This window comes from Variovorax sp. HJSM1_2, assembly GCF_049316285.1.
Lineage (GTDB): Bacteria > Pseudomonadota > Gammaproteobacteria > Burkholderiales > Burkholderiaceae_C > Rhodoferax_B.
In genome coordinates this window covers 79,294-101,072 of the sequence record NZ_JBMOXA010000001.1, presented here as the reverse complement: position 1 = coordinate 101,072, position 21,779 = coordinate 79,294, and the positions used below count along the sequence as shown (strand labels likewise).

The window sequence follows — 21,779 nt, the reverse complement described above, 5'->3', positions numbered from 1 at the left end:
TATCTCAGCTTGCGGCCTGCGCCACGGATGCGTTGTACCAACCGCTGCGCGCGGTATAGCCTGGACGGGGTTCAGCCTGCGCCTGTGTCTTGAGCGTTTTCTCGAACGGCAGCGAGCGCAAAATTTCAGGGTCTATGGCGGGATCAAACAAGTTGTCATAACCCTCACTCAAATACAGGCCCACGGCCTCGGGCTGGCGGCAGCCGGTGGTGAGGTAGATGCGTGTGTAGCCTTGCCGCTGCGCTTGTGCCTCGAGCTCGCGTAACACCTTGCGCGCCAGGCCCTGGCGGCGCAGCCTGGCATCGGTCCATACACGTTTGAACTCGGCTGTGCGCTCGTCAAAACGTTTAAAAGCCCCGCCACCAATCGCCTGGCCGTTGCGCAGCAGCAGCACAAAGTTGCCGTGTGGTGGCGCAAACACTTCGGGCGGGTATTTCTGCATCTCGCGCACCGTGCCTTCCACGTTGTAGAAGTCGCCGTAGCGGCGGTCGTATTCCTCGGTCAACGCGTCGATCAAGGGTTTGGCGCGCGGGTCGCGCACGTCGGTGTAGACAAACTGGTCACTCATTTCAAAACCTTTGCTTATGCAGCGAGAAAGCGTTCGGCCAGCTGCGCCCAGTAGGCTGCGGCGGGCGCCAGAATGAAATCGTTGAAGTCGTACTTGGGGTTGTGCAATGAGGCGCTGTTGCCGTTGCCCCAAAACACGTAGCTGCCACGCCGCGCTTGCAGCATGTAGGCGAAGTCTTCACTCGCCGTGCGCGGGCGAAAGTTGGCTTCCACACGCTCGGCCCCCACGCTGTCCACGGCCACCTGGCGCGCAAAGGCGGTTTCTTCCGCATGGTTCAACACGGCTGGAAAGCCGAGCTGGTAGTCGACGTCTGCTTCCGCACCAAAACTCTCGGCCTGCGCGCGCGCCAGGGCCGGAATGCGGTCTTGCAGCAGTTGGCGGATTTCCGGGCGAAACGAGCGCATGGTGAGCTTCAGCTCCACGCTGTCAGGAATCACGTTGGACGCCTGGCCGCCGTGTATGGAACCGACGGTGACCACACCCATGTCCAGCGGATCGACATTACGCGCCACCACGGTTTGCAGCGCGGTGATGAGGTGGGCCGTGGCGACCACGGGGTCTACCGCCTTGTGCGGCTCGGCGCCATGGCCGCCCTTGCCGCGCACGGTAATGCGTGCCTGGTCCACCGCCGCCATCGCTGGCCCGGTCACGCAACCCACATGGCCGGCACATACACCAGGCCAGTTGTGCAGGCCAAACACGGCATCACACGGGAAGCGCTCAAACAAGCCCTCGGCGATCATCTTCCTGGCGCCCGAGCCGGTCTCTTCAGCGGGCTGAAAAATCAGGTGCAGCGTGCCGTCAAACTGCCCCGACTCCGCGAGGTAACGCGCGGCGGCAAGCAAGATGGCGGTGTGGCCGTCGTGACCACAGGCGTGCATCACACCGGCGTTCACGCTGGCGTAGGCCAAGCCTGTGCTCTCTTGAATGGGCAGTGCATCCATGTCGGCCCGAATGCCCAGGCTCTTGCTGCCGGTGCCTCGGCGCAGCGTGCCCACCACGCCGGTGCCCGCAATGCCGCTGGTGACGCTGTAGCCCCACGAGGCCAAGCGCGTGGCCACGATGTTGGCCGTGCGGTGCTCTTTGAACGACAGCTCGGGGTGCTGGTGGATGTCGCGGCGTAGCGCGATGAATTCGTCGGCAAAGGCGGCAACGCCGGCTTCTATACGCTTGGTCGGCGTGACCCCACCTACGGCATCCACATCAGGAAAAGTCGCCACGGTCATCAGGCCACCTTTTGGCTGGATGCCGTGTCACGCGCTGCCGTGTAGCGGCTTTCTTTGCGCTGCAAACCCAGGTGGTCGCGCAGCGTGGTGCCGGGCAACTCACGTTGGTAGCGCCCGCGCGCTTCCAGCGCCGGGATCACATAGCTCACAAAGTCGTCCAGTCCTTGTGCCACCACGGGGAAGCCGAGGATGAAACCGTCGGCCGCACCTTCGTCAATCCAGCGGATGATTTCATCGGCGATCTTTTCACCGGTGCCAACAAACTGCGTCTTCGGCGTGGCCACTTCCAGCGCCACCTGGCGCAGCGTGCTGCCGTTGGCCTTGGCGTTGGCCTTGATGCGATCGGTGGTGGAACGGAAACTGTTGCGACCCAACTCGCCCAGTTCAGGGAACGGCGCATCCAGCGTATATTGGCTGAAGTCGTGGTGGTCAAAAAAGCGCCCCAGGTAGGCCAGTGCTTCTTCGATGCTCAGCAGATTGCGGATGGCGTCGTACTTGGCTTCGGCTTCTTCTTGCGTAGCGCCGACCACCGGGCCAATGCCAGGGAAGATTTTCACGTCGTCGGCTTGGCGACCTTGTGCCACGGCGCTGTTTTTGACCTGGCGCAAGAACGAACGCGTGTCTTCCAGCGAGGGCGAATGGGTGAACACCGCATCGGCATATTTGCCGGCCAAACCCACACCGGCATCAGACGAACCAGCTTGAAAGATCACCGGCTGGCCCTGCTTGGAGCGGCCGATGTTGAGCGGCCCGGCCACCTGGAAGAAGCGGCCTTTGTGGTCCAGTGTGTGCAACTTTTCGGGCACAAAAAACTGTCCGGTCTCGCGGTTGCGCACCACGGCGTCGTCGTCCCAGCTGTCCCACAAACCCTGGGTCACGGCCAGGTATTCATCGGCGATTTCGTAACGCAGCGCGTGGTCGGGGTGCTGGCGGCTGTAGTTGCTGGCCGAGCCTTCCAGCGGTGTGGTCACCACGTTCCAGCCCGCACGGCCGCCGCTGATCAAGTCCAGCGAGGCCAGTTGCCGGGCCACGGTGAACGGGTCGCTGTAGGACGTGGAAATGGTGCCGGCCAAGCCGATCTTGGAGGTGGCCACCGCCAGCGCCGACAGGATGGTCAGCGGCTCAAAGCGGTTCAAGAAATGCGGGATCGACTTGGCGTTGATGAACAAGCCATCGGCCACAAACGCGAAGCTGATGCCGTTGGCCTCGGCCTTCTGCGCGGTCTTGATATAGAAGTCCAGATTGACGCTGGCATCCGCCGGCCCTGCGGGATGTTTCCAGGCATTCATGTGACCGCCTGCGCCGTGCAACATGATGCCGAATTTGATGTGTTGGGTGCTCATGGTGATGTGGATGTTGGGGTGATGGGCTGTCGATTGGGGGTGCGAAATGAAGTCAGGCGGCCACGGTTCGGTGGGCTTCGGCAAGCAGTTCTACCGATGCCAGGCGTTCGGCGAAACCGGTCACCGGCGTGTCGATGACAAACTCTTGAATGCCCCAGCGATGGCTCAGCGCCTCCAGCGCCTCGTGCACGTCTTCGGCTGTGCCGGTCAACACATGCGGGCGGGTTTCTTCGGTGCGGTACTCGGTCACACCGGCTTGGCGGGCAAACTCGGCCGCGGCCTCCAGGCTGGGCAGATTCACACTCTGGCCGGTGGCGAGGTGCAGCTTGTAGATGCGCAAGGCGCCTACCGCTTGCTCGGCCGCGTCTTTGGTATCGGCCGCAAACGCGTACAGCGCCAGCGCCGGCACGCGGCCCGTGGCATTGCGAAAAGCGTTGATCGAGCGCTCCATGTTCACCGGGTCGGCATTGAAGTGGCCGGCGTAGCAAAAGTCCCAGCCCAGCCGGGCTGCGAGCACTGCGCTGTCGGCGCTGCCGCCAAGCAAAATGCGCTGCGGCAAGGTGGGCGGCGTGGGGTTGGCCACCGCGCCCGCCAGGGGGTGGTTGGCCGGCAGCGTGCCGTTCAAGAATGCATCCAGCTCGGCCAGTTGGTCGGCAAAGCTGGGCTTCAAGGCCTGGTCGTGGAACCACTGCAGCGCCCGTGTGCTCAGCGGCAAACCGCCCGGCGCTTTACCTATGCCCAGGTCCACACGGCCAGGGGCCAGCGCGGCCAAGACCTTGAAGGTCTCGGCCACCTTGAACGCGCTGTAATGCTGCAGCATCACACCACCCGAGCCCACCCGAATGCGCGAGGTTTTGGCCAGGATGTGCGATACCACCACTTCGGGTGCGGAACTGGCCAAACCAGGGTTGCCATGGTGCTCGGCCACCCAGAAGCGCTGGTAGCCCAACTGCTCGGCTTTTTGCGCCAGCGCCACCGTGCGTTGCAGGGCCTGCGCAGCGCTTGCGCCCGCAGGAATGGGGCTCTTGTCGAGCAGTGAAAGAACGTACGGTGTAGGGTGCACGGCGGTTGGCGAATGTCGCTGAAAAGGTCTTGCAGCGAATTCTGAAACCTGCCGGGCGAACGCGTAGCGCTATGTTTTCATATCGATAGTTGCTCCGTGCACGACCGCAGAGATAGGGAGAAGGTGCAGCAGAACGCGCCGAGCTTCATTGCGGCACAGGCCCGAGAGCCGGATCGCGCATGACGCATGGCTGCCTGCCACAACCAAGTTCACGTGGCGGAAATGAAAAAAGGGCTAGCCCTTTTCAGAGCTAACCCTTTTATAAATTTGGTCGGTGTGAAAGGATTCGAACCTTCGACCCCTTGCACCCCATGCAAGTGCGCTACCAGGCTGCGCCACACACCGATCTAGCCCTCAAGTATAACCTGATACTTAGTAGTCTTCGGCGAGAAGGGCACGAATTTCTGCCAACTCGCGTCGAATCCAAGGCATGGGATCGTCACCCGCTTCAATCGCCTTTTGCATGGCAAGCATGGATTCGCTGGCGGCCATGTCACCCATGGATACCTCATCCTCTTCCAGAAACTCGGTGTCTTCCACCAGCTCGACTTCGTCTTCGACACGGCGACGTTCGCGCTCGTCTTGCACAAACTCCTGCAGTTTGTTGCGCGCGCCGCTGATGGTGAAACCTTGGTCGTAAAGCAGGTCGCGTATGCGGCGAATCATCAGCACTTCGTGGTGCTGGTAGTAGCGCCGATTGCCGCGTCGTTTCATCGGGCGCAACTGGGCGAATTCCTGCTCCCAGTACCTAAGCACATGCGGCTTCACACCACAAAGGTCACCCACTTCCCCAATGGTGAAGTAGCGTTTGGCCGGGATAGGCGGGAGAAAATTTCCCATTCAAATCAATGTTTTCTTGGCGGAACCTACGAGGTTACTCCAAGTGAGCCAAAGGCGCAAAGCGAACTCAAGCACCGCCTTGAATTTGTTCCTTCAGCTTGTGGCTGGCGTGGAACGTCACCACGCGACGCGCTTCGATAGGAATGGACTCTCCCGTGCGCGGGTTGCGCCCTGGGCGCGGCGCTTTCACGCGAATCTGGAAGTTACCGAAGCCGGAGATCTTGACGTCCGTTCCCTCGACCAGACTGGCCGTGATGAGGTCAAAAAATGCGTCGACCATGTCTTTGGACTCACGCTTGTTGAGGCCAATCTGTTCGAACAGCAAATCTGCCAACTGCGCTTTGGTGAGCGCGGGCGTCTCCAGGCTTTCTACCGTAATTTCCACAATGTTTCCTGCTACTGAAGTGGGGTGACTGTACTAGACCCTTTGAGCTTGATGCGCAGGGCTTAGGCGCGAACGCGGGCGGCCAGGCTGCTGGTCAACTGATCAAACACGGCTTGTACCGCAGCGTCAATCTGCGCATCGGTCAAGCTACCTTCGTCGCTGTTCAGCGTCAAACGTACCGCCAAACTCTTCTCGCCCTCATTCAAGCCACCCGAGACCGGCTGGGTTGCGCCCTTGACCAGCTTGGCGCGGTAGACGTCGAACAGCACCGCATGGCGCAACAAGCCGGCCGTGGGAGCTGCATGTACAGCCGCCATCAGCGCAGCGTGGGTGACGTTATCAGCCACCACCACCGCAATATCACGCTCCACCGCCTGGTGCTTCAACACCGGCTTGAACTCGGGCACGGGGCGTTGCAACACAGCGTCCAACTCCAGCTCAAACAAGATAGGCGCCTGGGTCAGGCCTTGGCTTTGGCGCCACTTGGGATGTAGTTCACCCACAAAACCAATGGCGCGGTCACCGAGCAATACACGTGCGCAACGGCCTGGGTGCATCGCGGGGTGTTCTGCGGCCTCGAACCTCGCTTTCAAAGGCAGCAGCAAGGCTTCGATGTCACCCTTCACGTCATAGAAATCGCCAGCTTGCTCTTTGCGGCCCCACTGCAGCCCATCGACTGGTCCGTAGCTCACACCGGCCAGGCGCATAGGCTGATCAAAACCGGCCACCGTGGTGTCGGTGTTTTCAACGCTGCCGTCGCGCAGGAACACGCGACCTAGTTCAAACACACGCACGCGGTCGGCCTTGCGGTCGAGGTTGAACTTCAGCACCTGCAGCAACGAACCGAGCAACGACGAGCGCATCACACTCATTTGGCTGGCGATAGGGTTCAGCAGCTTGATGGGGTTAGCGTTGCCCGCCAACTCATGCTCCCAGCGCTCGTCCACAAAGCTGAAGTTGATGGTTTCCTGGTAACCCATGCCCGCCAAGCTGCGACGCACGGCGAACGGGTTGCGTTCGGCTTCCGCGCGCAACTTCGGGGTGATGGGCGCCAGTGGTGGCGTGGTGGGCAATTGGTTGTAGCCCAATACCCGCACCACCTCTTCGATCAGGTCTTCTTCGATGTTGAGGTCAAAACGGTAGCTCGGCGGCGTGACCGTGATCAGCCCTTCACTCTCGGCCACGGGCAGGCCCAGGCGCTTGAGAGCGTCGGCACACTGGGCTTGTGTCAAAGGCATGCCAATGACCTTGGCGGCACGCGCCACACGCAGGGTGACCTGCTTGGCGGCAGGCATGGCGGTCTGCACATCGTCAATCGGGCCGGCTTCGCCGCCACAGATCTGCTGGATCAGTTGCGTGATGCGCTCGATGTGTTCGACGGTTTGCGCCGGATCCACGCCACGCTCAAAGCGGTGACCCGCATCGGTCGAAAAATTGAAGCGGCGCGAGCGGCCAGCCACCGCACGCGGCCACCAGAAAGCGGCTTCAACGTAAACGTGACGGGTATCGTCGGACACGGCTGTGGAGTCGCCGCCCATGATGCCGGCCAGTGACTCAACCTGCTGCTCGTCGGCAATCACACCGACCTGCTCATCCACCGTGATGGTATTGCCGTTCAGCAGCTTGAGCTGTTCGCCCGCGCGGCCCCAGCGCACATCCAAACCACCGTGGATTTTCTCGAGGTCGAAGATGTGCGAAGGACGACCCAACTCGAACATCACATAGTTCGAAATATCGACCAAGGGGCTCACGCTGCGCTGACCACAACGGGCCAAACGATCGACCATCCACTGCGGTATGGCGGCTTTGGTGTTGACATTGCGCACCACGCGACCGGAAAAGCGGCCGCACAGGTCGGGCGCGCTGATTTTCACAGCGAGTTTGTCCTGATGTTGCACGGCAACGGCAGGAAACTCGGGCTGCAGCAACGCTGCGCCAGTGAGTGCAGCGACTTCACGCGCCACGCCGTAGACACTAAGACAGTGCGCCAGGTTGGGCGTGAGCTTGAGAGTGAATAACGTGTCGTCCAGCAGCAAATGCGTACGGATGTCCTGGCCAATCGGTGCATCCGCGGCCAGCTCCAACAAACCGCCATGGTCCTCAGACAACTTGAGTTCGCGGGCCGAACACAACATCCCTTGGCTTTCCACACCGCGCAGCTTGCCGACCTTGATGAGGAACGGCTTGCCGTCTTCACCGGGCGGCAACTCAGCACCAACCAAAGCCACCGGCACACGAATGCCGACACGCGCATTTGGCGCACCGCAGACGATGTTGAGCAGCTCGCCTTGCCCTGCGTCCACTTGACACACACGCAAGCGGTCGGCGTTGGGGTGCTGTACCGCTTCTTTGATCTCGCCCACCACAATCTTGGTAAAGGGCGGCGCCACAGGCTGAAGTTCTTCCACTTCCAGGCCAGCCATGGTCAACACGTCGGCGAGTTGCTGGGTGCTCAACGGAGGGTTGCAGAATTCTCTGAGCCAAGATTCGGGGAATTGCATGTGGTGCTTCTTTGCTTGCGCGAAATACGGGAGAGGAGCAGACGGTGATCGTGAGTGGTAATCCTGACGAACCGCCTGCTGCGTGAAATATTAATTGGCCGCGACGGTCACTGAAACTGCGACAGGAAACGCAGGTCGCCGTCGAAGAACAGCCGCAGGTCGTTGACGCCATATCGCAGCATCGTGAGCCGGTCTGGCCCCATGCCAAAGGCGAAACCAACGTACTTCTCCGGATCCAGCCCCATGTTGCGCACCACGTTCGGATGCACCTGGCCGGAACCTGCCACTTCAAGCCAACGGCCTGCCAGAGGGCCACTTTGGAATTGAATGTCGATTTCGGCGCTGGGTTCGGTAAACGGAAAGAAACTCGGCCGGAAGCGCAGCACCAAGTCGTCTGACTCGAAGAAGGTACGACAGAAGTCGGTGAACACCACCTTCAAATCCTTGAACGAAACGTTCTCACCAATCCACAAGCCTTCACACTGGTGGAACATGGGGGAATGGGTGGCATCGCTGTCGACACGGTAGGTGCGACCTGGTGCGATCACGCGAATCTCCGGCATGTCCTGGCCCGCATCCAAGCGCGCGCGATGACGCTTCACATGTTGCACGGCGTGACGAATCTGCATCGGGCTGGTGTGGGTGCGCAGCAGATTGGGCGCTGCACTGGTGCCACCTTCGACGTAGAACGTGTCGTGCATGGAACGGGCTGGATGGTCTTCGGGCGTGTTGAGCGCGGTGAAGTTGAACCAGTCGGTTTCAATCTCAGGGCCTTGCGCCACTTCGAACCCCATGGAGCCGAAGATCGCCTCGATCCGCTCCAGCGTGAGAGACACCGGGTGCAGGCCACCTTGAGCACGCTGACGGCCGGGCAAAGTCACATCCAATGCTTCGGCTTTGAGTTGCGCGTCCAGTTCGGCATCGGCCAGCGCTTGGCGACGCGCGTTGAGCGCCGCCTCAATTGCTTGTTTCGCCAGGTTGATGGCAGCACCGCGAGATTTTTTTTCTTCCACGCTGAGTGCCGCCATGCCCTTCATCAACTCCGTGATGCGGCCTGACTTGCCCAGAAACTGGGCCTTGGTGTTCTCCAGGTCGGCAGGCGTAGCGGCCTCAGAGAAACCTGTCACTGCTGCGGCAACGATTGCATCCAACTCGTTCATAAAACCCTCTAAGGAATGATTCCACTTACAGATCAACCGTGTGGATGGCCGCTTTGGCAGCCACGATTGATCTGTAAATGGAATGACAAAGGGCTAGCGCCTATGAAGCCCTAGCCCTTGTCATATTTTCACAAGACGCCATCAAGACGATGGCATCCGTCGTGAAGTTCAAGCAGCCAGCTTGGCCTTAACTTGTTCCACGATGCTGGCAAAAGCAGCCTTGTCATGCACAGCGATGTCGGACAGAACCTTACGGTCGATCTCGATCGCAGCCTTTTTCAGGCCGTTGGCAAATTGGCTGTAGGTCAGGCCGCATTCACGCGCAGCGGCGTTGATACGGGCGATCCACAGTTGACGGAAAACGCGCTTCTTGTTGCGACGATCGCGGTAGGCATATTGCCCAGCCTTCATTACCGCCTGTTTGGCGATACGGAAAACATTACCACGGCGACCGCGGAAACCCTTAGCGAGGGCGAGAACTTTTTTGTGTCGGGCGCGAGCCGTTACACCACGTTTGACGCGAGGCATGTGTGTACTCCTTGTTCGTCGTTAATTAAATGCCACGGCCGGGCAACATCTGCGCCATGTGACCCATATTGGTCTCATGCACAGTGACAGCACCACGCAACTGGCGTTTATTTTTGGTGGTCTTCTTCGTCAAAATGTGACGCTTGAAGGCTTGACCGCGCTTGACGGTGCCACCTGGACGGACGCGGAAACGCTTTTTCGCGCTGCTCTTGGTCTTCATTTTGGGCATGTTCATGCTCCTTTTGTTGTGCTCGTGAGGCGCTGAGAACCGATCCCAGACTTGTTGGCCCCGAGCCACTTCTTATGGCGCATTTCACTGCGCCATTTTTGAAGGCAGTTTCCCGCCATCAAGACGGCTGGCAAAAGCCAGCCATCATCAGCTTGCCCATGCACAAGGCACAGGTTTAGCCGAATTCAAATTTTCAGGAAGCAGAAGGTTGGGCCGCCGGTGCCGCGGCAGAGGCCTCAGGGGCTGCCGGTTTGCCGGGTTTCTTCTTGCCGGGGGCGATCATCATGATCATCTGGCGCCCTTCAAGCTTAGGAAACTGCTCAACCACGATCAAATCCTGCAGGTCATTGCGAATACGCTGCAACAGCGCCATGCCAATTTCCTGGTGGGTGATCTCTCGACCGCGAAAACGCAAGGTGATCTTGCATTTGTCGCCTTCTGCCAAGAAGCGCCGGATATTGCGCATCTTGATATTGTAATCGCCGTCATCGGTACCAGGCCGGAATTTCACTTCCTTGATTTCGATGACCGTCTGCTTGGCCTTGGCGTCGGCAGCGCGCTTTTGCTCCTGATACTTGAATTTGCCGTAATCCATGAGGCGGCAAACAGGAGGGTTGGCGGTTGCAACGATTTCCACCAGGTCAACGTCGTATTCACCGGCCAGGCGTAGTGCCTCCATCAGGCTCACTATGCCCAAGGGCTCATTGTCAGGGCCAGAAAGTCGAACTTCCGGCGCCATGATTTCACGGTTCAGGCGGTGTTTACGTTCTTCACGGTGACGACGGTCACGAAATTCAGTAGCGATGGCTAGGGTCCTTTTGATAAATGGCCGCAACGAATGCGGCAAACGTCGCCGATGACGTGCGCGGCCAAGGCAGATCAGGGAACTACACTTTGGAAGTGATATCGCTGGCAATTCGGGCTTGGAATTCCTGGAGCGACATCACACCGAGATCAAGATTGCCTCGGGCACGCACAGCAACGGCGCCTGCTTCCTTCTCCTTATCACCAATCACAAGGATAAAAGGCAGCTTCTGCATCGAGTGCTCGCGTATTTTACGCGTTATTTTTTCATTGCGCAGATCGAGCTGGACTCTAACCCCTTGATTCGTCAGCATTTTGGCGATTTCGCGACAGTATTCGCTCTGGGAATCGGTGATGTTGAGTATGGCCACCTGCGTTGGTGCAAGCCACGTTGGCAGTGCGCCAGCGTGCTCTTCGATCAAGATCCCGATGAAGCGCTCCAGGCTGCCGACAATCGCACGGTGCAGCATCACCGGGCGATGGCGAGCGCCATCTTCACCGACATACTCCGCATCAAGCCGTTCTGGCATCGAGAAATCAACCTGCATCGTGCCGCACTGCCATTGACGGCCAATGGCATCCTTCAGCGTGTATTCGATCTTCGGGCCATAGAAGGCACCGTCGCCCGGAGCGATCTCGAACTCACAGCCGGAAGCCCGCAGGCTTTCCATCAAGGCGTGCTCAGCCTTGTCCCACACCTCGTCGGAACCGATACGCTTCTCGGGGCGCGTGGCCACCTTGTAGATGATGTTCTGGAAACCGAAGTCGGTGTAGACCTTCTGCAGGAGGGCCGTGTAATCCACGCACTCTTGCAGGATCTGGTCTTCGGTGCAAAAGATGTGGCCGTCATCCTGGGTAAAACCGCGCACACGCATGATGCCGTGCAAGCCGCCCGAAGGCTCATTGCGGTGACATTGACCAAACTCACCGTAGCGCAGCGGCAGATCACGGTAGCTCTTGATGCCTTGCTTGAAGATCAGGATGTGGCCAGGGCAGTTCATCGGCTTCAGGGCGTACTCGCGCTTCTCCGACTCCGTCGTGAACATGTTCTCGCGGTACTTATCCCAGTGCCCCGTCTTTTCCCACAGCGTTTTGTCGATCACCTGCGGACCTTTGACCTCCTGGTAGCCGTTGTCGCGGTATACCTGGCGCATGTATTGCTCAACACCTTGCCACACCGTCCAGCCCTTGGGGTGCCAAAACACCAGGCCGGGCGCATGGTCGTCAATGTGAAACAGATCGAGTTCGCGACCCAGCTTGCGGTGGTCGCGTTTTTCGGCCTCTTCCAGTTGCGTCAGGTAGTTTTGCAGCTCGTCCTTGGTCGCCCAGGCCGTGCCATAGACACGCTGCAGCATCTCGTTGTTGTGGTCACCGCGCCAGTAAGCACCGGCCAGCTTCATTAGCTTGAAGAATTTCAGCTTGCCCGTGCTGGGCACGTGCGGGCCACGGCACAAATCTTCGAACGCACCTTCGCGGTACAAGGAAACATCTTCGTTGCTCGGAATACTGGCGATGATCTCCGCCTTGTAGTGCTCTCCCAGGCCCTTGAAATAAGCCACCGCCTCGTCACGCGGCAACACACGGCGCACCACGGGCTCGTCTTTCGCGGCCAGCTCGCTCATACGCTTCTCAATCGCGACCAGGTCTTCCGGCGTGAATGGGCGCTTGTAAGCAAAGTCGTAGAAGAAGCCGTTTTCGATGACCGGGCCTATGGTGACCTGTGCATCTGGAAACAACTCCTTCACCGCGTAGGCCAATAGGTGGGCCGTGGAGTGACGGATTACTTCCAAGCCATCGGCATCTTTCGCCGTGACGATAGACAACTGGCTGTCTTTTTGGATTTGAAAGCTGGTGTCCACCACCCTGCCATCAACCTTTCCTGCCAAGGCGGCCTTAGCCAAGCCGGCGCCAATGGATGCGGCGACCTCGGCCACCGTCACAGGCCCTGGATAGTCACGTTTGGAACCGTCAGGAAGCGTAATTTGAATCATGATCGAATAGGAAAAGTGGGGAGCGCAAAAACAAAAAGCGCGGTGGGTAGACCGCGCTTGCTCTTATTTTGATAACTAAACACGCCCAAGGCGCGCGGACTACGGCCTGGAACGTTTTACAAAATCTGCCGGTGTAGTTCGCGGTGTCATAACCTGACGTGCCTTTCTCGCTCTTATCAGATGGTTGGGACTGGCTGACATTTTAACCGCGCCCTGATGCCCCTTCAGAAGGGGCCAACATGCCTGACAAGCATGCTGCATTTCCGGCACTCAAAACCCCTCCATGAGCGGAATTCCGGCGCTTTTCATGGACCGGGTAGCATATGCCCATGCGAAAGGTCTCCCTTCGCCGTCATTTTTCAGTTGGCTTTTGGGCTGCGTTGTGCCTTTGCACCGCCGCCATCGCGCACGCTGATGACGGCCCCACTCTCTCCGCCGCCACAGCCGCACGCCCGACAACTACGCCCAAAACACAGGTCGGAAATGCGAGTTGGTATGGTCATAAGTTTCACCGCAAACGCACCGCATCGGGTGCGCTGTTCGACGTGGAAGCACTCACCGCCGCCCACCGCAGCCTGCCGCTGCACAGTTGGGCCAGGGTGACAGCGCTTGGCTCTGGCAAAAGTGTCGTGGTGCAAATCAACGACCGAGGCCCTCACACCCGCAACCGGCTGATCGACGTCAGCCACGCGGCAGCCGAAGAGCTTGGCATCCTGGCGCGTGGCGTGGCAAAGGTCTCGGTGGAGCCCTGCGAAAGCATCAAGTCGTGTTTTGAACCTGAGAGCGCCGACGACAACAAAATCGCGCAAGCCGACCACCAGCAGGCCACCGCCAACTCCGTCGCCGAGCCATAAAAAAGCACCTGCGGATGACCGCAGGTGCTTTTAATCTGGAGAACTGGCCTTTAGGCCATATGTGCTATCCGCAACGCTTCAGTGGAACTGCTCTTCTTCGGTCGAGCCCGTGAGCGCCGTCACGCTCGACTTGCCGCCCTGTATCACCGTGGTGACTTCATCAAAGTAACCAGTGCCCACTTCCTGCTGGTGCGAAACAAAGGTGTAGCCGCGGTCGCGTGCTGCGAATTCTGGCTCTTGCACCTTTTCGACATAGGCCGACATGCCGCGCGCCACATAGTCTTGTGCCAAGTCGAACATGTTGTACCACATGCTATGGATGCCAGCCAAGGTGATGAACTGGTACTTGTAGCCCATGGCGCCAAGCTCGCGTTGGAACTTGGCGATGGTGGCATCGTCCAGGTTCTTCTTCCAATTGAACGATGGCGAGCAGTTGTAAGCCAGCATCTTGCCCGGGTGCACCTTGTGCACGGCATCGGCAAACTTCTTGGCAAAAGCCAGGTCAGGCGTACCGGTTTCGCACCACACCAAATCGGCGTAGTGGGCGTAGGCAATGGCGCGTGAAATGGCTTGGTCTATGCCCTTCTTGGTCTTGTAGAAGCCTTCTGCCGTGCGCTCGCCGGTGATGAAAGGCTTGTCGTTTTCGTCGTAGTCGCTGGTCAGCAGATCAGCCGCTTCGGCGTCGGTACGGGCGATCACCAAGCTGGGCACGCCATACACGTCAGCAGCCATACGGGCGGCGATCAGTTTCTGCACGGCTTCTTGGGTAGGAACCAGCACTTTGCCTCCCATGTGGCCGCATTTCTTCACCGAAGCCAGTTGGTCTTCGAAATGCACACCACCAGCGCCCGCGCGGATCATGGCCTTCATCAATTCGTATGCGTTCAGCACGCCGCCGAAACCGGCTTCGGCGTCGGCCACGATAGGTGCGTGGTAGTCGATAAAACCGGCATCGCCAGGATTCACGCCCTTGGACCATTGGATTTCATCGGCGCGGGTAAAAGCGTTGTTGATGCGCTCCACCACTTTTGGCACCGAGTCCACGGGGTACAACGATTGATCGGGATACATCGCTGCGTATTCGTTGTTGTCCGCAGCCACTTGCCAGCCCGACAAATAGATGGCCTTGATACCAGCCTTCACTTGCTGCATGGCTTGACCGCCGGTGAGCGCGCCAAGGCAGTTGACGTAAGGCTCGTTGTTCACCAATTCCCAGAGCTTCTCTGCACCACGGCGCGCCAAGGTGTGTTCAACCTGGAACGAGCCACGCAGACGCACCACGTCGGCGGCAGAGTAGCCGCGCTTGATGCCTTTCCAGCGAGGATTGTTGGCCCAGTCCTTTTCCAAGGCGGCAATTTGCTGTTCGCGGCTGAGTTGTTCGGTGATCGATTGGGGCATGGTTTCACTCCTGAAAGTTGTTGAAATCCGGTGACGGTCTGAACTGACATTCATCCCGGTGAACAAATTCTATGTCTTGCATAAGACCAGTGTTGTATCTTATGTCTTATATAAGACATTTATTTATTCGTTTAAATTCAATAACTTAAAACCTATATTTCCCAATACAAAACGGCAACTCTTATCTTGAGAAAAATTATTGCGGCGCAGCATTTTCACAATCCATATTATGAAAAGACATCACTCAGCCTGAAATGAAACACGGACCGGGCGCTGGGAAGCGGCCGGTCCGTGAAAAATAGTGCCCCCCCCCCGCAGACGTTTATCCATCTGCCTGAGAAGCCGAGATTGCTACTTGCGCTGCTCTTGCCTTTGCTGCTTACGCCACACATACAGGCCGTAGGCCAATACGCCCAGCGTGATGCTGCAGATCAAAATCGTCGCAGCGGCATAGATCGACGGATTCACCCCACGCCGCGCGTAGCTGAAGATCACCTGCGGCAACGTGGTCACACCGGGGCCAGACAAGAACTCAGAGATCACCACGTCGTCAAACGACAAGGTGAACGCCAGCAACCATGCCGCCATCAACGCAGCAGCAATGTTGGGCAGAGTCACCAAAAAGAACACTTGCAGTGGTCGGCAACCCAGGTCCATCGCCGCCTCTTCGATGGAGCGGTCCATCTCGCGCAGCCGCGACTGGATGACCACCGTGGCGTAGGCCATGCCCAGCAAGGTGTGTCCCAACACAATCGTCAGCATGCCGCGATCTGGCCAGCCCAGCATGCGCTGCACCGACACCATCAGCAACAGCAGCGACAAGCCGATGATCACCTCGGGCATCACCAGCGGCGCGCCCACCATGCCGGAAAACATGGCACGCCCGCGAAAGCGCTTGTAACGCACCAGCACAAACGCGGCAAAGGTGCCCAAGATCGTCGACAACGTGGCGCTGATCAACGCCACACGCAGCGACAGGAAGAAGCCCTGCACCAGGCGCGAGTCTTCCAGCAACGCCGTGTACCAGCGCATTGAGAATCCGGTAAAGATGCCGTCTTGACGCGTGCTGTTAAAGGAAAACACGATCAGGAACGCCAGTGGTGCGTACAAGAACAAGAACACCAGCAGCAACCACATCCGGCCAATGCGTTGCTCCATCCAGCGGGTAAAGCCCTGCATATCAGTCCCTCCCCGCCGTGTCGCGCGCTGCACTGTAATGGTGGTGCAGCATCAGCGGCACCAGGATCAGCATGATCAACACAATCGCCAACGCCGAGGCGCGCGGCCAGTTATTGCTGCTGAACATTTCGTCCCACACCACGCGGCCGATGACGATGTTCTCCGCTCCACCCAATAGCGATGGGATCACAAACTCACCCAGCGCGGGAATGAACACCAGCATGGAGCCCGAGATGATGCCGGCCTTGCTCAGCGGCACCGTCACCAGCCAGAATGCGCGCCAGGGACTCGCGCCCAGGTCGCGCGCGGCCTCCAGCAAGCGCACGTCCAGCTTCACCAGCGTGGCGTAGAGCGGCAGGATCATGAATGGGCAATACACATAGGTCATGCCCACCAGCATCGAGAAGTCGTTGTAGAGCAGTTGGATAGGCTCGGTGGTGAGCCCCAGCGACTGCAGCAAAAGATTGACAACCCCCTGGTCGGCCAGTATGCCCTTCCAGGCATAGACGCGCAGCAGCAGCGAGGTCCAGAACGGCAACATTACCATCATCAACAGCGCGGGTCGCAGACTCGGGCGCGCACGCGCAATGAAGTAGGCAAACGGATAGCCGATCAGCAAACACAGCACCGTGGTCAGCGCCGCATAACGCAGCGAGGTGACCAGCGCATCCATATAAATGGTGTCGCCAAAACCGCGCCAGCCCTGTGCGGTCGGTTCGATAAAAATCGAGCTGAAGTTCTCCGCCTTCAAAACCAGATGCCAGGTGCCATTGACCCATTGCAGCAGCGGTGCAAAGGGGTCGACACCATCACCCATATCGGTCACGCTGATGCGCACCAAGATCAGGAATGGCAGCAGGAAGAACACCGCCAGCCAGAGCCACGGCACACCGATCACCCAGCGCCGTCCGTTGAAAAATCCCAACTTCTTCATCACGACCTCAATGCGTCAACACCACAGGCGCGGCGCCATCCCACCAGAAGAACACCGCATCGTCCCAGGTGATATCACCGGCCTCGGTTCGGCTGGTATTGGTGCCGGTGACCTTGATGAGCTTTCCGCTGGCCATGGCCACCACATAGGTGCTGTAGCTGCCCAGGTAGGCAATCTCGCGCACCTTGCCGGTGAACAGGTTTTGCACCACACCATCGGGCCTGTCTTTGGCGATGTGGATCTTCTCGGGGCGCACAGCCACCGTCAGTGGCATGCCCGGCGATCCGGTGACACCGTGGCCCACATGCAGCACACCTTCGTCGGTCGTGACTTCACAACGGTTGGTTTCGTCCAGCGTCAGCTTGCCGTCGAACAGGTTGATATTGCCAATAAAGTCGGCCACAAAGCGGCAGTTGGGATATTCGTAGATCTCTTTGGGTGTGCCCACTTGCAGCACCTGGCCGGCACTCATCACGGCAATCCGGCTGGCCATGGTCATGGCCTCTTCCTGGTCGTGCGTCACCATCACGCAGGTCACGCCTACTGATTCAATGATGTTGACCAGCTCAAACTGCGTGCGCTCGCGCAGCTTCTTGTCGAGCGCCCCCAGCGGCTCGTCCAGCAAGAGCAACTGCGGCTTCTTGGCCAGGCTGCGCGCCAAGGCCACGCGCTGCTGCTGCCCGCCGGACAACTGATGCGGCTTGCGTTTGGCGTAGGACTGGAGTTGCACCAACGCCAACATCTCTTCGACGCGCTGTTCGATCTGCGCGCGCGGCATAGCTTCGCGCTTCAGGCCGAAGGCAATGTTGTCCCACACACTCAGATGCGGAAACAGCGCGTACGACTGGAACATCATGTTGATAGGCCGCTCATACGGGGGCAACTTCGAGATGTCTTCACCGTTGAGCAGCACCGCGCCCGAGGTCGGCTGCTCAAAGCCCGCCAACATGCGCAGCAAAGTCGACTTGCCGCAGCCTGAGCTGCCGAGCAGCGCAAAAATCTCACCGCGCCGCACCGAAATGGAAACGTCGGACACCGCCACCACGTCATCAAAACGTTTGACCACGTGTTCCGTTCGGAGAAAACCATCTAGGGAAGGATCAGGCGCATTCATCGGCGATATCGGCATTTGGGCCCTGAGGGGCAAAGCAGTGGGAAGAAAAAGAGAAAAGGCGCGCCAACCGGTGGTCGATGCGCCTTGGACTCAAAAAAGGCTGGCCAGGTCTGCCAACGAATAAGGCTTACTTGCCCTTTTTGAACTGGGTGAACACGTTGCTCATGGATTCACGTGCTGCGTTGCTGAAGCTGGCTGGCGACACCATCTTCTTCAGATTGTCTGCGTCCACGAACACGGTTTTGTCGGAGGCAATTTCAGGCGTTACGAACGGCAAGCTGGCCTTGTTGGCATTGGCGTAGCTGAGTTCGTTGGTCAACGTGGCGGTGACTTCAGGCTTCAGGAAGTAGTTGATAAACGCCATGGCATTGTTCGGATGTTTGGCGTCCTTGGGCACGGCCAGGTTGTCCATGAAGATCAGGCCGCCGGTGCTGGGCAACAACACTTCGATGTCGTTGCCGTTCTTGTTCTCGATGGCGCGCGCCTTGGCGATGTTCATGTCGCCGGCCCAGCCCAGTGCCACACAGGCCTTGCCGCCAGCCAGGTCGTCGATCATGGCGCTGGAGAACAGACGGATGTCACCGCGTACCTTGGCCAGCATCGCGCCGGCGGCTTGGTGATCGGCTGCCTCGTTCGAATAGGGATTTTTGCCCAGGTAATGCATGGCCGGAGGAATCACCTCGGTCGGCGAATCCAGGTAGGCAATGCCACACGACTTGAGCTTGGATGTGTATGTGGGGTTGAACACCAGGTCCCAGGCGTTTTCGGGCAGCGGCGTGCCGCCCAGGGCCTTGGTGACCTTGCTTTTATTGATGCCCACCGTGGTGTAGCTCCAGGCCCAGGGCACCACGTATTCGTTGCCGGCATCAACACCGGCCAGTTTGGCCATCAACTCTGGGTCGAGGTTGCCGTAGTTGGGAATCTTGCTTTTGTCGAGCTTGGCCAGCAGGCCACCATCGATCTGCGCCTTGACGAACACCGCGCCCGGCACCACCAGGTCGTAGCCGCTGTTGCCTGCCACCAGCTTGGCTTGCAGGGCTTCGTTGTTCTCAAAGGTTTGGTAATTGACCTTGATGCCGCTTTCTTTTTCAAAGTTGGCGATCAGGTCCTTGGCAATGTAGTCGGGCCAGTTGTAGACATTGAGCACCTTTTCTTCCGCAGGCTCGGCTGCGGGAGCACTCGCTACCGGGGCCGGGGCCGCTGCGGGTGCAGCCGCCTCCTCCTTTTTTCCGCAAGCAGCCAAAGCCAAAGCGGACAGTGCGAAAACCCAAAGACGCTTGTTCATAAAGCCGACTACTCCTGATGATTTACCGTTGAAAAAGAAAGAAAACACGCCGCAAGACACGTGCCCGGCGGGGATTGTAAGAAAACTCGCGCCCTTCGCGGCGGATTTACCTTTTACAGGCAACGGTCTAAAGGTGCCGCCCCCGCACCCAGTCGCCACTTTCGATCACCGGCCGACCGACGATGTAGCTGGGGTTGATCTCGTACAGCACACAGCTCAGCGTGCGCCCATCGACCTGCACCGCAATCTCTCGCTTGAAGTATTCGTCCTTCTGTTCGGGATAGAGCATCTCGATCTCGTCGAGCTTCAACTCCAGCGCGGGCTCTATGGCATAGACCTCGCCCACCACCACACGCCCTGGCGCCAAGCGCACGCCGGGATAGGCGCCCAAATGGTGCATCACGCCCTCGATAGACGCATGGCCGACAAACTGCGGCGCAGGGGCGAGGCGGGTGATGTCGTTGTCGTCGCCCTTGCGCAGGGTGCCGTAGACGAAGACATAGCGAGAAGATGGACTGGAGGTTTCGGGCATGATGCGGGCCAATTCAAATAGAACAAGATCATTTCAATCAGCGCATGAGTCTAATAAATTCGCAGCCCCGCCCCGGTGTCGCCTATCTTTGTTTGGGGTTGAGCATGTGCCTGGTGGGCAGCTATGTGGCCCTGTCAAAGCCACTGGCCGCCGCCCTGCCCGTCTTTCTGCTGGCCTGGCTGCGCTTTGGCATTGGCGCGATCGCCATGCTGCCGTGGTTGAAGAAGCCAGCGTCCGAGGCGCCACTGAGCCCGCGGCTGCGGGGCTGGCTGTTCATCGAATCGTTCTTCGGCAATTTTCTGTTCACCATCTGCATGGTCTACGGCGTCAGCATGACCAATGCGGTGTCGGCCGGGGTCATCATGGCCAGCATTCCGGCCGCCGTGGCCCTGCTCAGTTGGGCCATGCTGGGTGAGCGCATCACGCTGCGCACCTGGGCAGCCGTGGCCTGTGGGGCCATCGGCATAGGGCTGTTGTCGCTATCAAAACACGGGCCCCCTGCACATGCGGAAAGCGCGCCACAAGGCCTTTTCTCTTATGGCAGCCCGATGTTGGGCAATCTGCTGGTGATGGCCTCGGTGTTGTGCGAGGCGATCTACGCCGTGGTCGGCAAGAAGCTTACCGGGGCTCTGGGGCCGAAACGCATCAGCGCGCTGATCAACCTGTGGGGCCTGGTCTTGATGACGCCCATGGGCTTCTATTTAGCCTTGTCGTTTGATTTTTCGGCTCCACCCGCAGGGGTTTGGTTGCTGCTAGTGTTCTACGCCTTGGCCGCGAGTGTGTGGACGGTGTGGCTGTGGATGACCGGCCTGCGCTCGGTGCCGGCAGCGCAAGCCGGGGTGTTCTCGGTGTTGCTGCCGATCTCGGCGGCACTGGTGGGCATTGTGTTCCTGGGTGAGTCGGTCACCGCCATGCAACTGCTGGCGTTTGCGATTGCGCTGGCGGGCGTGGTGTTGGCCACCTTGCCATCACGTTCACTGGAGCTGCAGGACCGCGCGCTCTGAAGCCGCCCTGCCCCGGCGCACCGGCGTCAAACCAGCGCCTTGGTGCTGAGCACCATGCCATCGGCATCGGCGTAGAGCCAGTCGCCTGGCCGCACCCACACGCCCTGCACCTGCACCGCCACGCTGCGCTCCCCTTGGTCGCGCTTCTCGGTGGGCAGCGGCATGCTGGCCAACGCACGAATGCCCACCTGGTGCGAGGCCAGCTCAGCCACATCACGCACGCAGCCGTCGACACCACACCGGCCCAGCCATTACGCGCCGCCGCCGCGCCCAGGTTGCCGCCGAGTAGCGCCCGGCGCAGCGAACCACCGCCATCAACCACCAGCACTCGGCCCAGGCCGGGACTGTCCACCGCCGCTTTCACCAGGCTGTTGTCTTCAAAGCACTTCACGGTTTCAACCACACCATGAAACTGGCGCACAGCGCCGAAGTCGCGGAACACTGGTGGCAGCACACGAAAGCTGCCCGAGCTGTCGAGCTTGTGGGCATCACAGAGATCACAAGTGGCGAAGGTAGTGGTCATGTCGTTCTATCCTCATCAGAAATGCTTAGCAAAAAGGGGCGCGCGCAAAGCATGCCATGCACTCCAAACCATCGCAACGCACACACAAGACACACAACTTGAGGGCACGCACGACACGCGAGCACGCGTGTTCTGCAGGCCCTTTAGCCTCTCAGAGGGCACCAAGCGTTGCTTTCTGACGTAAAACCGTGTGTTGACAGAGAGAAAAATGCGCTTTTCCCCTTGGAAACGTGGTTCATCTCCAGTAGCATTTGCGCACCGGTAGAGAAGCCTCTTTTCGCTGGTGATAAATCCAAACCAAGAAGGACATCTTCAATC

20 protein-coding genes, 1 tRNA gene and 1 pseudogene are annotated in these 21,779 nt (G+C 59.2%); 2 read left to right on the top strand and 20 right to left on the bottom strand.

Annotated elements, in window-relative coordinates:
• Window positions 1-4: 4 nt before the first annotated feature.
• The 13 genes from ACFQ95_RS00480 to thrS form a co-directional block, all read right to left on the bottom strand.
• Complete coding sequence (locus ACFQ95_RS00480) at window positions 5-568, bottom strand: GNAT family N-acetyltransferase (RefSeq protein WP_422828820.1); 564 nt, start codon at window positions 566-568, stop codon at window positions 5-7.
• Window positions 569-582: 14 nt separating this feature from the next.
• Window positions 583-1,794 carry a M20 aminoacylase family protein gene (locus ACFQ95_RS00475; RefSeq protein ID WP_422828819.1) on the bottom strand — a complete coding sequence of 404 codons (1,212 nt, stop codon included), beginning with the start codon at window positions 1,792-1,794 and terminating at the stop codon, window positions 583-585.
• Window positions 1,794-3,137, bottom strand: coding sequence for an LLM class flavin-dependent oxidoreductase (locus tag ACFQ95_RS00470; protein ID WP_422828818.1), 1,344 nt, complete (start codon window positions 3,135-3,137; stop codon window positions 1,794-1,796). Before ACFQ95_RS00470 ends, ACFQ95_RS00475 begins: the two co-directional genes overlap by 1 nt.
• A gap of 52 nt (window positions 3,138-3,189) precedes the next feature.
• Complete coding sequence (locus ACFQ95_RS00465) at window positions 3,190-4,200, bottom strand: LLM class flavin-dependent oxidoreductase (protein ID WP_422828817.1); 1,011 nt, start codon at window positions 4,198-4,200, stop codon at window positions 3,190-3,192.
• A gap of 268 nt (window positions 4,201-4,468) precedes the next feature.
• Window positions 4,469-4,545: transfer RNA gene (locus ACFQ95_RS00460), tRNA-Pro, on the bottom strand.
• A 27-nt stretch (window positions 4,546-4,572) separates the two neighbouring features.
• Window positions 4,573-5,040 (bottom strand): MerR family transcriptional regulator, encoded by a 468-nt coding sequence (locus tag ACFQ95_RS00455; protein ID WP_422828816.1) that lies wholly within the window; start codon window positions 5,038-5,040, stop codon window positions 4,573-4,575.
• Window positions 5,041-5,107: 67 nt separating this feature from the next.
• Window positions 5,108-5,425, bottom strand: coding sequence for an integration host factor subunit alpha (locus ACFQ95_RS00450; RefSeq protein WP_422828815.1), 318 nt, complete (start codon window positions 5,423-5,425; stop codon window positions 5,108-5,110).
• A 62-nt stretch (window positions 5,426-5,487) separates the two neighbouring features.
• Window positions 5,488-7,926: a phenylalanine--tRNA ligase subunit beta gene (gene pheT / locus ACFQ95_RS00445; RefSeq protein WP_422828814.1), complete on the bottom strand. Its 2,439-nt coding sequence runs from the start codon at window positions 7,924-7,926 to the stop codon at window positions 5,488-5,490.
• A gap of 107 nt (window positions 7,927-8,033) precedes the next feature.
• Window positions 8,034-9,086, bottom strand: a complete 1,053-nt coding sequence (gene pheS, locus ACFQ95_RS00440) for a phenylalanine--tRNA ligase subunit alpha (protein ID WP_422828813.1) — start codon at window positions 9,084-9,086, stop codon at window positions 8,034-8,036.
• Window positions 9,087-9,254: 168 nt separating this feature from the next.
• The gene (gene rplT / locus ACFQ95_RS00435) at window positions 9,255-9,614 is read right to left on the bottom strand and encodes a 50S ribosomal protein L20 (RefSeq protein ID WP_422828812.1); all 360 of its coding nucleotides are present in this window, start codon (window positions 9,612-9,614) and stop codon (window positions 9,255-9,257) included.
• Between the two features lie 25 nt (window positions 9,615-9,639).
• Window positions 9,640-9,843, bottom strand: coding sequence for a 50S ribosomal protein L35 (rpmI, locus tag ACFQ95_RS00430; RefSeq protein WP_422828811.1), 204 nt, complete (start codon window positions 9,841-9,843; stop codon window positions 9,640-9,642).
• A gap of 193 nt (window positions 9,844-10,036) precedes the next feature.
• Complete coding sequence (gene infC / locus ACFQ95_RS00425) at window positions 10,037-10,648, bottom strand: translation initiation factor IF-3 (RefSeq protein WP_422829219.1); 612 nt, start codon at window positions 10,646-10,648, stop codon at window positions 10,037-10,039.
• 82 nt (window positions 10,649-10,730) lie between these two features.
• Window positions 10,731-12,638 carry a threonine--tRNA ligase gene (thrS, locus tag ACFQ95_RS00420; protein WP_422828810.1) on the bottom strand — a complete coding sequence of 636 codons (1,908 nt, stop codon included), beginning with the start codon at window positions 12,636-12,638 and terminating at the stop codon, window positions 10,731-10,733.
• A 329-nt stretch (window positions 12,639-12,967) separates the two neighbouring features.
• On the opposite strand from thrS, the gene ACFQ95_RS00415 reads away from it, so the two are divergent.
• Complete coding sequence (locus tag ACFQ95_RS00415; RefSeq protein WP_422828809.1) at window positions 12,968-13,492, top strand: septal ring lytic transglycosylase RlpA family protein; 525 nt, start codon at window positions 12,968-12,970, stop codon at window positions 13,490-13,492.
• Between the two features lie 78 nt (window positions 13,493-13,570).
• Here ACFQ95_RS00415 and aceA read toward each other — a convergent pair whose 3' ends face one another.
• From aceA to ACFQ95_RS00385, 6 genes are all read right to left on the bottom strand, one after another.
• Window positions 13,571-14,890, bottom strand: a complete 1,320-nt coding sequence (aceA, locus tag ACFQ95_RS00410; protein WP_422828808.1) for an isocitrate lyase — start codon at window positions 14,888-14,890, stop codon at window positions 13,571-13,573.
• 351 nt (window positions 14,891-15,241) lie between these two features.
• A complete protein-coding gene (locus ACFQ95_RS00405; RefSeq protein ID WP_422828807.1) occupies window positions 15,242-16,069 on the bottom strand; it encodes an ABC transporter permease subunit in 828 nt (275 codons plus the stop codon).
• A gap of 1 nt (window position 16,070) precedes the next feature.
• Window positions 16,071-17,003, bottom strand: a complete 933-nt coding sequence (locus ACFQ95_RS00400; RefSeq protein ID WP_422828806.1) for an ABC transporter permease — start codon at window positions 17,001-17,003, stop codon at window positions 16,071-16,073.
• 7 nt (window positions 17,004-17,010) lie between these two features.
• A complete protein-coding gene (locus tag ACFQ95_RS00395; protein WP_422829218.1) occupies window positions 17,011-18,117 on the bottom strand; it encodes an ABC transporter ATP-binding protein in 1,107 nt (368 codons plus the stop codon).
• Window positions 18,118-18,244: 127 nt separating this feature from the next.
• Window positions 18,245-19,402, bottom strand: coding sequence for an extracellular solute-binding protein (locus ACFQ95_RS00390; RefSeq protein ID WP_422828805.1), 1,158 nt, complete (start codon window positions 19,400-19,402; stop codon window positions 18,245-18,247).
• Window positions 19,403-19,529: 127 nt separating this feature from the next.
• On the bottom strand, window positions 19,530-19,934 hold the full coding sequence (locus ACFQ95_RS00385; RefSeq protein ID WP_422828804.1) for a gamma-glutamylcyclotransferase family protein: 405 nt from the start codon (window positions 19,932-19,934) through the stop codon (window positions 19,530-19,532).
• Window positions 19,935-19,978: 44 nt separating this feature from the next.
• On the opposite strand from ACFQ95_RS00385, the gene ACFQ95_RS00380 reads away from it, so the two are divergent.
• Window positions 19,979-20,938, top strand: coding sequence for a DMT family transporter (locus tag ACFQ95_RS00380; RefSeq protein WP_422828803.1), 960 nt, complete (start codon window positions 19,979-19,981; stop codon window positions 20,936-20,938).
• Between the two features lie 26 nt (window positions 20,939-20,964).
• Here ACFQ95_RS00380 and rraA read toward each other — a convergent pair.
• A pseudogene (rraA, locus tag ACFQ95_RS00375) lies at window positions 20,965-21,461 on the bottom strand (ribonuclease E activity regulator RraA).
• Window positions 21,462-21,779 lie beyond the last annotated feature (318 nt).